Here is a 13,086-nt window from a genome sequence, read left to right as displayed (position 1 = left end):
TACACATAACCTTTAGAAAAAAGAAACACTCTCTACTATAATTGACGTTGTATGAGCTTAGCTTGATAGCGATGTGTGTTTACCCCACATCCATCAACTTAAGAATTTTATAACACCCCAAAACAAAAAATGTACATTTTCACATGAAGATGTACATTTTCTCGTTTTAGAGGTATTTGTATTTCTTAGCTTGATAGCGATGTATGGTGACCCCTAAATGGGCTTTTTTCTTAACTTATTATTTTTTAACACTACCACTAGCTTTAGAATTAGGATTATAATGAATAGCTCTATAAATACCATGATGGATATCAGGTAAGAGGTCTTTATACATCTGTTGATCTATTTCTCCTTTTTTTAACGCGATATCTAATTGTTTTTTGTTCTTTTGCAAAATAATGGATTAACTTTGCTTCATTTATGCCTTTTTTAGATGCAAACTCAGCTAGAGTTACCCCTTTCTTCATTGCATTAGTATATTCATTTAAACTTGAATTTAAAAATTTTAATAACTCTTTTTGGTTTACAATATATGGCCTCACCATATCCAAAAAAGAAAATTGTACGTTTAGATACAATTTGGACACATTTTAATCAGTTCCTGTACGTTAAAGATAACGATAGTTACCAAAAACCATGGTATTTGAGATAAATGAAATTGAACCTAAAATATGTTGAATATTGCTTTAAATATGTCTCAAAAATCATCTCTAAATCATTTACACGAAAAGCATCCAAATAGGATGCTTTGTTCTTTGTTATATAAAATTTATATAATAAACGTGAAATTGAACAAAGTGGACAATTGAATCCCGTACCTCACATACATTGATTCATAGCCAAAATGTTTTAAACAAACGTTTGTTTAATTTTTCCACAATTGATTTCCTCATCATATAAGTAAAAAAGAGATAAGAACACTTTTTTTAAGTTCATTATCTCTTTTCAAATATGTATTTCATATCCCATGTCCCATGTAAATTTACCACATATTTCAATGGGACTTACAGATTGCTCTTCAAAAGAAATTATAACTTACTTTTTGTAAAAAAATATACAATTTTCGACCCTTTCAAAAATTCATGGTCAGAATGTCAGTGACTTACATATATTCAATAATTATATTTAGCGATAACAAGAAATTCATTTTATTATAGTCTATTAAATATAAATATAGTATGTTAGGTAATAATGCACCATTCTTCTCTATTTATCTATTCTTATAATTTCTATAAATTATTATAGTGTAGATATTGATTTAAAGTTGATTAATTAAAATGCGGTGTCCACTGCTTTTTTAGTTAACAAAAAAAGAACCTGCAAACCCGCAGATTCTCTTGATAATGATTTATATAAGTAAGACCTGAAAATATAATACAATAATTCAAAAATGAGTTCAAGTAAATAAAAAGAACCCGTTGGAGTTCGGGTCCTTTCAGAAGTGATGATGTTTTCTCGGCTTAGGAACTGAGAAAATACAAAAATATAATACATCGAGATTTAGAGAATTTCAATACCTAAATTAAAAATTGCCGTGGGGTGGATAAACATGGATAGGTAGCCAATCCACTGCTTTTTTTATTTCGCATAGGAAAAAGGAACCTGTAATGAATCCTTTTCACAATGCTACCTTATACTTATTGATTTTCCGCTTTACATCCATAAAAGCTAGTAATGCTGCAATAGCGCAAAGACCTTTAAACCAAAGAAATTCGGAAGAAAATAGTCCACCAAAGAAAGCGACCGAGTGTACAAAACAAGTAATACCAAATAGCCAAAGCATGAACTTTAATTCCTTTGAGGAATACTTATAGTTTTTAAATCTTTCCCACATATGTATCAACTCCTATTGTCCTATGGAAGGTTATTTGATTCCCTATTTTTGGATATGCGAAATTGCATAAAAAAACATGTTTAAATAAGACGCGCTTTTATATATAACTAGATGTAGAGAAGGAAAATTATTGTTTAAGGTTAATTTAAAATTTTTAATTTAATCGATGTGTGGTTGTATTCCTTTAAGAGAGAAATTAAGCAGTTAGCCTTTGCTAATCGCTCTTTTATTAGAGCTATTTAACTGTCGTTGTTAAGGTGAACATCCGCATAAGAATCTTTATATTTAGGAAGGAATAAAAAATGAAAAAAATCGTATCAACACTATGTATAGCTGGAGTGACTTTAACTATTTTAGGAGCATGTCCTCAAAGTAGTTATGCTCATCTCGATCAAATTGATTTAAATGAGAATGATCCTATTACTGCAAGATGGTCTGCAGAAGCTCCGTATCATTCTGATAAAAGTACACATTTATGGATTGCAAAACAAGCTATTGAAATTATGAAAACAGAATCTAATATTGAAGCAAATAAGCAGGCTGTGGACTTTTTAAATTATCCACAATATAAAGATCTATTTTCTAAAGGATTATATGATGCAGATTATAATGCAGAGTTTAATGATGGTGGAACAGGAATAGGCGGCGTTTTTAAAGGTGGATGGAAATCTCATTTTTATGATCCTGATACTAAAGAAAATTATAGAGGAGAAACAAATCCAACCGCTCTTACACAAGGTAAGAAATACTTTTATGAATCTGGAGAACACTTACGAAATAAGGACTATGAAAAAGCTTTCTATTACTTAGGAGTAGCTACGCACTACTTTACAGATGCTACCCAACCTATGCATGCAGCAAATTTTACTGCAATTGATACGAGAGCTATAAAATATCATAGCTACTTTGAAAATTATGTTACAACCATTCAAAATCAATTTGCAGTCAAGACTGGAGGGAACTATAACAATTCCCTATCCACACCTGAAGAATGGATTGATTATGCAGCCCGAGTAGCTAAACCCGAAATCCAAAATATTACTAATGATAAAACATTTAAGTATTATAATAGTGGTAAGGCACAATTGTGGCAAGAAATGGTTACCCCAGCTGTGCAGCGAAGCTTAGGAGAAGCTCAGCGCAATACAGCAGGTTTTTTAAATCTGTGGTTTAAAACTTTTACTGAAAATGTGAAAGCTCCAAGTATAGAGACTGCATTAATCTATGATATAGAGGGAAATGTCATAGAAGCAGGGAAAAACTATTATATTGTACCAAGTGAATCTCCTTATCAAGGTCTAACATTTGAATGGTATATAGCAAATCGTTACGATTATGTCACACTTGCAAATAAAGAAAACAATGGTTTATCTGGTACACCTATGGAATTTGAATTCTACAAAGAAAATGATGCAAAGCTACACCACGGGGAGAGTATATATCTTCGCATGAAGCACTCAAATTACGACCAATTCCAATATTTAAATTGGTCTAATTATTCTAGTTGGATTCACCTTGCTCAAAAATCTGATAGTTTAGCTGATTTTAAAATTAAAATTAACCTGGATAATCCTACAGAATATAATATTTTTACAGATGACTATCCATTAAATTATGAAAATATAAATGCAAAGAAAAATTGGATTGTACTAGGTGAAAAAACACAAAAACCTAGCTCATGGAAGTTTATCCCTGTTAGATAATCTAAAAAGAAAAGCACTCGTCCTTAATCAGAACGAGTGTTTTTTATCATTTTAACCAAGAAGGCTCCTTTCTCAAGGAACGCGAAGAGAGTAGGCGGGAGATGAGTTGGCTTCGGACAAGGGATGGCAGGAAGCCATCTTAATCAATTGAAAGATAAATATTATATATAACCAAACATATGCAATGTCTTCTAAAAAGGTATCCATAATTTCCTTATTTCATCAAAAATCCATATTTGATGAAATAATAATTAAATCACTGAATACATTCGGCCAAAATCTACTGTTTACGCATTGGGAATTTAATGTTTTAATAAAGTTGTAATTGGTATGACCATTATGGAAGAAGAAAATGAAAAGCCTTCATCTATCCTAGAAGCTAGATGAAGAAACTATATAAAGTTCAAAAAAATGGTGTTATCTATATCGTGCAATCAATAAATATGGACGTATATTAGATATTTAACTTCGAAAAAAGCGAACTTTTTTGAAATCCACAGACTTTCAAAATCGGGGTCATACTTCTCTTACGATTAAAGGAATTGAAACGCTTCATGCTCTATATAAACGAAACCGAAGTTTGCGACTAAACTTTGGTTTTTCAACGTGTAGTGAGTTACAGCGATTCCCTACTATTAATAAAAAGTGTTATAGGTTTGTTAATTTACACAATGAATACTTTTTTACATTTTACAGTAGATAAAAACTATATTTTAAATAGGATGGATGAGTTTTGACATATATGAAAAATGATTTCTCTAAAATCAACTTTAACAGTTTAGAAGAGTTTGCTGACACAATTAGTGAGATTCTACAATGCCCAGTTACAATTGAAGATGTGAATCATCGTCTTCTGGCATATAGTACTCATGCCGAAAGAATAGACTCCGCGAGAGTTGCAACTATTATGGGAAGACGTGTACCTGAAAAAGTAATTAACAGTTTGTGGAAAGAAGGCGTTATTCCTGAACTTTTGAAAAAACGTGAACCTATTCGTGTAAAGAAGATAGATGGTGTTGGTCTCAGTAACAGGGTTGCTATTTCTATTTGGAACAAAGAGGAAGTTTTGGGGTTCATCTGGGCTATGGAAGACGAACATCCCTTAACTGAGGAAAATTGCACCTTACTGAAAAAAGCTGCAGAGGCCATAAAAAGTAAATTAATACAGATTCAAGCTCGTAAAAATATAAAGGGCGAACAATCACAAGAATTTTTATGGAAATTATTGACCAATCATATAAAAGTAAATGAAGAGATTATTGAAAATTTCCATCGACTGCACATTACTCCTGCATCTGTATTTACTATCATCGTATTCCAGTTTGAACAGGAAATTATAAATGAAATAGAAAGACAGATTTCTTATTTGTTAAAAACAAGCCAACATTTTGAAGGTTTACTTGGCACAATAGATCGTAATCGATTAATTCTTCTGATTCCATTAGATGGTGTTAATCGACCGTCCAATGAAATCAACAATTTCGTTGAAATGTTTGTGCATAAAATGGAAAAACGATTTGGAATTAAGTCTATCAAGCCAGCGTTCAGTAGTGTTTATAGTGATTATCAAAAAGTTGATAAAGCTTATAAAGAGGCTCTAACTGTTTTATCTATAAAGGAAAAATTCCCTTGCGACACAGCAAATATCTACGGATATCAAAATATGGGTATTTATCAATTGATTGACCTTCTCCTTGAGAAAAGAAAATGTGAAGAGTATGAAAATCAAGCGTTACAAAAGCTGTATGATTATGACCATAAGTATAATTGTAATCTTGTTGAGACGTTGGAAACTTTTCTGAACAAAGACTGCAATGTGGGTGAGGTAGCAAAATCGTTAAATATTCATCCAAATACATTAAGTTATAGACTTAAACGTATTTGTGAAATCAGTGAGATTGATTTAAAAGATCCAAATAAAAAAATGATTATGTTCTTGGATCTTAAACTAAAAAAATTCTTGTAGCAGCATCCTTTTGTGGAATTCCACAAAAGGATGCTGCATTTTTCTTTTTTCTCAACAATGAAAAAAGATTTTTAATACCCTATACTTGGACTACAACTAAGTTACACAAAGATAAGTACAGGGGGGAAATCATTTCATGATTATTGGAGTTCCAAAGGAAATTAAAAATAATGAAAACCGTGTTGCACTTACACCTGCAGGAGTTCTTACGTTTGTAAAGGCTGGACATAAAGTACTGATTGAAACAAATGCTGGTGTCGAAAGCGGGTTTAGAAATGTAGATTATGCATATGCCGGTGCAGAAATTATTCTAAGTGCTGCAGAAGTATGGAGACAATCAGAAATGATTATGAAAGTAAAAGAGCCCCTCACGAGTGAATACACATACTTTCGTCCTGAGTTAATTCTATTCACATACTTGCATTTGGCTGCAGAGCCAGCTTTAGCTCAAGCTCTTAAAGATAATGGCGTTACTGCAATTGCTTACGAAACTGTAGAAGTGAATCATACACGTCCTCTTCTTACACCAATGAGTGAGGTAGCTGGACGAATGTCTGTGCAAATTGGCGCACAATTCCTACAAAAATCAAATGGTGGACAAGGGATTCTTCTGGCAGGTGTTCCCGGTGTAAATCGTGGGAAAATCGCTATTCTCGGAGGAGGGATTGTAGGAACAAATGCTGCGAAAATGGCAATTGGCCTAGGTGCTGATGTAACAATTATTGACTTGAATGCAGAAAGATTACGCCAACTGGATGACATTTTCGGTACTCAAATCAAAACATTGATGTCCAACCCGTTTAACATCGCGGAAACAGTAAAACAAGCAGATTTATTAATTAGTGCTGTTTTGATTCCTGGTGCAAAAGCACCTAAGTTAGTTACAGAAGAAATGGTAAGGGCAATGAAAACCGGTTCTGTAATCGTGGATGTAGCCATTGATCAAGGTGGGGCCGTGGAAACTTGCGATCATGTTACAACGCATGATAACCCGACATTCGAAAAATATGGAGTACTTCACTACTCTGTTGCGAATATGCCAGGGGCAGTTCCAAGAACTTCCACCATCGCTTTAACTAATGTAACACTTCCATATGCTTTACAAATCGCCAATAAGGGTGTGCAAGAAGTAATCTTTGAAAACAATGCATTAAAACTCGGTGTAAACATGCTGAACGGTGAAGTTACATGTGAAGTGGTTGCAAAAGAACTCGGCTATGCTTGTGTTTCTATAGAAGAAGCTCTTACGAAAAAATAAACCAAATTAACATGAGCCTTTCATGTATTAAATAAGATGAAAAAAGAAGCTAAGTTGTTGTCATTTGATTTAAGAAATTAGCGGTAAAATAGTTAAACTATCTGAATCCCTCAAGAAGATTGGATAGAATTATTATCTAATCTTCTTGTATTATAAGAAAAATTTAATCGATTTAATAGTTAATATAAACATATCAGGAATCGTTTTTATATCCGTTAATGAAGTTTTAAAAATTATATGAAGGATAAATGTCTATTCCTCCAAATACTTCAAAAGCATTATCTGTAAATCGTATCAATGCGGAAAAATACCTCCAATGTAGCTTTGGACATTGTATATATCCTCAACAACTTATATCTCTTCTATTAAAAGGAGAAAAAATTATTACTTTGATTTTTTATTTATAAATGTAATAGTAAATCAAATGTGAATCACATAATAAAATTAATATATAAAACGAAAGGGATTACTATTATGAGAAATACTACTAATATACAACGTATATCTATTACAATTATAGCAATTATTGCAGTAGTAGCTTGCTATTTTATGTATCAATCTCTTACTTCACCAGCAAGGTCCGTAACGAAGCAAGAGAATTCAGTGCAATTAGCAAGTGAACAAGCAAAAAATGAAATAAAGAAAGAAGCACCAAAGCGCTTTAATGGCCAAGAGAGAAAAGTTGCTTATCTTACTTTTGATGATGGACCTGGTAAATATACAGCTGAGTTGTTAGACATCCTACGACAAAATGGTGCGGAAGCAACATTTTTTTTAATTGGTGAAAACGTGAAGCAGTTTCCGGATTTAGTGAAACGAGAGAAAGAAGAAGGCCATTATGTGGGCATGCACAGTATGACACATAACTTTAAGAAATTATATACCGATGGTGAGTATGTAAATGAAATGAAGGAAGATCAAAATTTAATAGCAAATATTCTGAAGGAATCTCCCAAATTAACACGTCCACCATATGGCTCCATGCCAGGACTAAATGAAGAACTTCGCAATAAAGCAGTAGAAGCTGGTTTTACAGTTTGGGATTGGACAATTGATTCTTTAGATTGGAAGTATAACAAGATGCCAATTGATTCAGCTTCAGCTCAAATTGTTCAAAATGTACTAGCAGGTGCAACAGAACCACAAGAAGTTATTTTAATGCATGATATTCATCCGCAATCTGTTGCTGCTGTACCCGCTATCATAAAAGGATTAAAAGAAAAAGGATATGAACTTGAAGCGTATCATGAAGAGGAACATTTTCCAGTAAATTTTTGGCACGATAAACGTATTTGACATTGTAGGAGGGATTGAAATTGATTAATAGAAAAGCGATTCTAATAGGAATCCTATCAATTGGATTTCTAGGGGGATGTTTAGGAGCAAAGCCAGAAGAGAAATTATACGTTGCTTTTGAAAAGGCAGCAAATCAAGAAAAAGCGTTATCTGATAATGTAAAAAAATTAGAGCAGTTAGAAGCAAAGGGACAAGAATTGTATAATCAAATTATACAGAAAGGACAAGAGAATAATGAGGAAGCACTACCCCAAGTAGAACAAGCTGTTGCAAATGTATCTGAACGTGAGAAAGAGTTAGATAATGAAGCAGATGTATTAGAAAAAGCACAAAAAGAAGTAACATCAGTTCTTAATGATATAAATAAAATCGAGGATGAAAAATTACAAGAACAAGCCAAAACAGTTGAAAAAGCTTATAAAAAGCGTTATGATGCTTTTCTAAAAATGAATGGAAGTTACAAAAAATCATTAATAATTGAAAAGGAACTTTATGAAAAGCTAAAAGAAAAAGAAACAAAACTAAAAGAGATTAGTGAGAAAGTTAAAGCTTACAATGTAATAAATAAAGAAACACTAAAGGAAAAAGAAAAGTTCAATCAATATACTACAGAGTATAATAAGGAGAAATTAAGTTTTTATAAAGCCGCGAAGATAAAAATAAAAGAGCAAAAGCCAGAGAAATAATTATGAATTTAAGTACCTTGAAACCCTTCTATCTACAGACAAATCAAAGTTCTACACCGAGCTTTTTATATTGAAAATCTGTAAAAAGGATAAATTGGGATTGTGTAATATTAGAAGGGGGTATTCAAGTACTAGTTAACTAAATGATATAATGTAAAAGTCGAAAAAGCATTTTATAATGCTCTTTCGACTTTTTGGCTTGGTAACAAAGAACGAAATTACAAATTAAGGAATTTCTATATAAAAGTTTCGTTGTATAGATGTACTTTTTCTCATATTCATAGAGTTTTCATTTGTTTTCTGTTGATAATCACTTATGAGAAAAAGTAACCAAACATATCAGCAAAGTTTAAGGGAGGATTATACATGCCCACACCATTAAAGAAAAATAATCGTTATATGGTCGGATTAGATAGTTTAAGAGGACTGGCTATACTAGGTGTCGTGTTATATCACGTCAACTATAAGTGGATTCCTGGAGGATTCCTGGGCGTTACAGTCTTCTTTGTGCTCTCTGGTTATTTAATTACCGATCTTCTTGCTACTGAGTGGGAGAAATATAAGAGAATTGATTTGAAAAATTTCTGGATACGTAGGGCAAGAAGATTACTTCCAGGAATGTTTGTTATGCTCATTATTGTTTTTGCATGGGTGACGTTATTTCATAACTCCTTACTAGGAAAAATGCGGGGAGATTCGTTAGCAGCAGTATTATATATTAGTAACTGGTGGTACATTTATCATAAGTTATCATATTTTGATAACTTTGGCCAACCTACTCCTTTAAATCATTTTTGGTCGTTGGCTGTTGAAGAGCAATTTTATGTATTCTGGCCATTCATACTTAGCTTAGGATTCTACTACATAAAAAAACGATCACGTATGACACTATTTATTTTTTTAGGAGCAATTGCTTCAGCAATTGCAATGGCTGTACTGTATGAACCAGGAAGTGATCCAAGTAGAGTTTATTATGGTACCGATACAAGAGCGTTTTCTCTATTAATAGGGGCAGTACTCGCTCTACTTTGGCCAAGTAATAGACTTTCTAATAAAATTATTCCGTCAGCCCGTCTTGTTTTAGATGTAGTTGGGGGAATCGCTTTAATTATTATTTTAATTATGTTTTGGGAGACAAATCAATATGACTCATTCCTATATCGTGGAGGAATGTTATTTTTATCAGTTGTTACTGCTTTATTAGTAGCCAACCTTGCTCATCCAACTAGCAGAATTAGTGTGCTTTTAAGGTTTAAACCATTACGTTGGATTGGTATTCGGTCCTATGGAATATACCTATGGCATTATCCGATTATCACATTGACGAGCTCGCAAGCTAGTACAGAAGGACCTCATCTTACTAAAGCTATTTTTCAAGTTTTTTTGATTCTACTTATGGCACATCTTTCGTGGAAGTTTATTGAAAATCCAATTCGTCAAGGTGCATTGAAGAATATTCGTTTAAAGGACTTGAAAATAAGAGACTTATCATTCGTTAATAAAGTTGCTTTAACATGTTCAATATTCCTTTCCATAACAGTTATCTTTGGTTTTTCAACAGCTGGAAAAGTAAAAGACAATTCTAAACAATTTAGGACAGAGGCGGTACAAGTGAAAAAAAATGAGGAACCTGCTCATCCAGTTACTAAGGAAGAGAAACCGGTTGATAAAACATTAGAGGACGAAAATAAAGATGCCTCTAAACAAATTAAACAACCTAAAACTGTTACAGCCATTGGTGATTCAATTATGATCGATGTCTCTCCGTATTTAAAAGATGCTTTTCCAAATATTAATATTGATGCGAAAATTGGAAGACAGATGTCTCAAGCATTGGAGATAGTAGAGAGAATGAAAAAGGAAGGCACTTTAGGAAGTCATGTTATTATTGGATTAGGTACAAATGGGGCATTTACTACTGAGCAACTAGAATCGTTAATTCAGTTAATAGGTGATGAACGTGAAATTGTATTAGTTAATACTAGAATACCGCGTCCGTGGGAGTCCGTAGTTAATGAGAAATTAAAAGAAGTCTCTTCCAAATTTCAAAATACTGTGCTAGTTGATTGGTATGCAGCAAGTGCTGGAAATCAATCATATTTCGAACCAGATGGAATTCATTTAAATCCAACAGGAGCAAAAGAATACGCTTCACTTGTTGTTCAGCATATAGATAAGTAATTTGATTCTCGTCTAGATAATTTACTATTCATTTTATTTTTAAAATAGAGGTAGTCAAAACTTCTTTTTGTTATATCTATCAATAGGATTTAGCTGTAAAACAAGTTATTTAACTCCATAATTAACTAAACTCAAGGTTTGTTATAATAAAGAACATAAGCATGTTATTAGTTTAGAATAGAATTTAATCAGAAAAATTTATTTCCTTGATTTTACGTCAAACAAAAAGACTCCATTTTGAAAAAGATTAATCAAAATGGAGTCTTTTTGTGCTAATCAGTATATACATCAGAACAATTTTGTTACATTCGTATTCTTTTAAGTCTATATTTTCTGTTTCTATGTAATTTAGAAATATCTTGTGATAAAAACGTAATTGTAATGATAACTAATACAAGATTAACGATAAAAGTCGTTATTACAATTCTATCTGTCAAAGAGAAAAAGGAGACATACATGAAGAAAATTACAGTAATGAAAGGAATACTTTGTCTCATTCGTTTGATAGAATTTGTTTTTTTCTTATCATAATATGTCATAATTGTGCCTATAATTAATAGTACAGGGGCAGTAATAAAGATTCCAATCCACCCAAATCCTTTTTTAATAAACCAAGGAAAAAATGGCACATTTGTGGAGCAAATAAATAGGGTAGTTACTAAAGTGAATAGTTGAATGAGTGTTAGGGTTATAGTTAAATTGGCTTGTTTCATCTTTTTACACCTCCTAATGAATCTGTATATAAAATTATAAATAATTAATATGTTTTTATATTATTACAGTGGAAGTTTTATCAAGAATAAAAAGGTTAGCTAATCTTCTACTTACTAATAAAACGATTCCTGATAATGCTTCCAACTGTTTTTGTTTATCACTAGTAGTAGTAACCAGGTGATACATTTTCCCCTCATTGTTTTCTTCCATTCCACCTATATCCCTTTCCCCATACAGTAAGGAGAAATTGAGGATTAGAAGGACTAGGTTCGATCTTCTGACGAAGACGACTGATATTCACATCTACTACTTTTGTGTCACTTAAACAATTTATACCCCATATTTTATTTAAGAGTTCATCACGTGGAATTGGTTTTATGGAATTTTCCATTAAATATCGTAAAATAATATACTCTGTTGGAGTTAAGTCAATTTTTATCCCATCCTTATATAATTTTTCTTGCAGAATATTTAATTTAAATGGTTCTGAGTGAATCGATGCCATATCCTTTTTAGTTTCTTTTACTCTTCTTAGCAATGATTGTACACGTGCTACTAATTCATTTATACTAAATGGCTTTTTAATATAATCATCTGCCCCAATTGTCAAACCGTGAACCTGATCTTTACCTTGTACACGTGACGTTAACATGATAATACCAATCTTTTCGTTGTTTTTTCGTATTTGTTTGCATACCTGAAAACCATCTATTCCTGGTAACATAACATCAAGTATTATAATATCAACATTATGATTTTCTAGAAGCTCAAGAGCTTTTTCACCTGTATCGGTTTCTAGAACATTGAAACCAGCATGCTTCATCTTTAAAGTAATAAAACTACGAATTGTTATCTCATCATCTAATACTAAAATTGTTGTCATACTCTCTGCTCCTTTATTTTCGTTGATAATCAGCCATGGATTTGATAAAAGATTTAAGATTCTGGTAGTTGGAGTTTTTTGGAGTTTCATATACATGCTCTCTTGTTTTAACTGCCGCTTCATAATTTTTGATCTTTGGCCATTCCTTATGATCAAAGGTATAAACTTCAAGCCACGTTTTATCTGTATCAGTATAAAGAAAACGTTGAGTAGTTCAATGTAATTAGAGTATAGAGTGTTCAAAACGTTTTTTCATTGTTAAGAAGGGAGAAAAATACATCTCACTTTTGTGGAATTACACAAAAACTTTATTTAATCAATTGCATCCTTAACCAATACTCTATTATTATTTTTGCTACTGTTGTTTTCTATATGTATTACCTCCTAGCGGGAACCATACATGTCTATCAACCTAAGAACCTAATAAAAAACGTTATTCTTTCTAATAATCTTGTTTAGAAAGAATAACGTTTTTTATGAATCTTTTGATTTAACGAATTTCCCGAAAGAATTCTCCTTCCTCAAGCGTGTGAAGGGCGTAGCCCAACGATAGGTGGGAGATGAA

The 13,086-nt window shown here is 32.2% G+C and carries 11 protein-coding genes and 1 pseudogene; 7 read left to right on the top strand and 5 right to left on the bottom strand.

All coding sequences use genetic code 11. The annotated features are described in order from the left end of the window. Positions 1-326: 326 nt before the first annotated feature. Both G9F74_RS28820 and G9F74_RS28815 read right to left on the bottom strand, forming a co-directional pair. Positions 327-587, bottom strand: coding sequence for a hypothetical protein (locus G9F74_RS28820; protein WP_260408284.1), 261 nt, complete (start codon positions 585-587; stop codon positions 327-329). A 1,031-nt stretch (positions 588-1,618) separates the two neighbouring features. Next, on the bottom strand, positions 1,619-1,834 hold the full coding sequence (locus tag G9F74_RS28815; protein WP_059304065.1) for a hypothetical protein: 216 nt from the start codon (positions 1,832-1,834) through the stop codon (positions 1,619-1,621). 302 nt (positions 1,835-2,136) lie between these two features. Here G9F74_RS28815 and G9F74_RS28810 point away from each other — a divergent pair, with 302 nt between their 5' ends. The 7 genes and pseudogenes from G9F74_RS28810 to G9F74_RS28785 all read left to right on the top strand — a co-directional run bounded on the left by G9F74_RS28810 (position 2,137) and on the right by G9F74_RS28785 (position 10,924). Continuing rightward, complete coding sequence (locus tag G9F74_RS28810) at positions 2,137-3,537, top strand: zinc dependent phospholipase C family protein (protein WP_165406395.1); 1,401 nt, start codon at positions 2,137-2,139, stop codon at positions 3,535-3,537. Positions 3,538-3,874: 337 nt separating this feature from the next. Then, positions 3,875-4,162: pseudogene (locus G9F74_RS30715) on the top strand (DDE-type integrase/transposase/recombinase); the annotation flags it as partial. A 117-nt stretch (positions 4,163-4,279) separates the two neighbouring features. Next, positions 4,280-5,503 (top strand): PucR family transcriptional regulator, encoded by a 1,224-nt coding sequence (locus G9F74_RS28805; RefSeq protein ID WP_098821836.1) that lies wholly within the window; start codon positions 4,280-4,282, stop codon positions 5,501-5,503. A 136-nt stretch (positions 5,504-5,639) separates the two neighbouring features. After that, positions 5,640-6,761, top strand: a complete 1,122-nt coding sequence (gene ald / locus G9F74_RS28800) for an alanine dehydrogenase (protein ID WP_165406394.1) — start codon at positions 5,640-5,642, stop codon at positions 6,759-6,761. Positions 6,762-7,235: 474 nt separating this feature from the next. Further along, positions 7,236-8,057 carry a peptidoglycan-N-acetylglucosamine deacetylase gene (locus tag G9F74_RS28795; protein ID WP_165406393.1) on the top strand — a complete coding sequence of 274 codons (822 nt, stop codon included), beginning with the start codon at positions 7,236-7,238 and terminating at the stop codon, positions 8,055-8,057. A gap of 20 nt (positions 8,058-8,077) precedes the next feature. Next, positions 8,078-8,743 (top strand): YkyA family protein, encoded by a 666-nt coding sequence (locus G9F74_RS28790; RefSeq protein ID WP_165406392.1) that lies wholly within the window; start codon positions 8,078-8,080, stop codon positions 8,741-8,743. A gap of 366 nt (positions 8,744-9,109) precedes the next feature. Then, positions 9,110-10,924, top strand: a complete 1,815-nt coding sequence (locus G9F74_RS28785) for an acyltransferase family protein (RefSeq protein ID WP_165406391.1) — start codon at positions 9,110-9,112, stop codon at positions 10,922-10,924. Between the two features lie 302 nt (positions 10,925-11,226). Here G9F74_RS28785 and G9F74_RS28780 read toward each other — a convergent pair whose 3' ends face one another. From G9F74_RS28780 to G9F74_RS28770, 3 genes are read right to left on the bottom strand one after another with little or no spacing between them, the layout of a single operon-like run. Then, entirely contained in the window at positions 11,227-11,637 is a 411-nt protein-coding gene (locus tag G9F74_RS28780) for a hypothetical protein (RefSeq protein WP_165406390.1), read from the bottom strand. Positions 11,638-11,692: 55 nt separating this feature from the next. Next, on the bottom strand, positions 11,693-11,848 hold the full coding sequence (locus G9F74_RS28775; protein WP_165406389.1) for a hypothetical protein: 156 nt from the start codon (positions 11,846-11,848) through the stop codon (positions 11,693-11,695). Beyond that, positions 11,832-12,521: a response regulator transcription factor gene (locus G9F74_RS28770; RefSeq protein ID WP_165406388.1), complete on the bottom strand. Its 690-nt coding sequence runs from the start codon at positions 12,519-12,521 to the stop codon at positions 11,832-11,834. The genes G9F74_RS28775 and G9F74_RS28770 overlap by 17 nt, the downstream gene beginning before the upstream one ends. Between the last annotated feature and the right edge of the window lie 565 nt (positions 12,522-13,086).

Source organism: Bacillus sp. EKM202B (genome assembly GCF_011066025.1).
GTDB classification, from domain to species: domain Bacteria; phylum Bacillota; class Bacilli; order Bacillales; family Bacillaceae_G; genus Bacillus_A; species Bacillus_A toyonensis.
The sequence above is the reverse complement of the archived record's forward strand: the minus strand, read 5'-3'. Positions and strand labels throughout refer to the sequence as shown.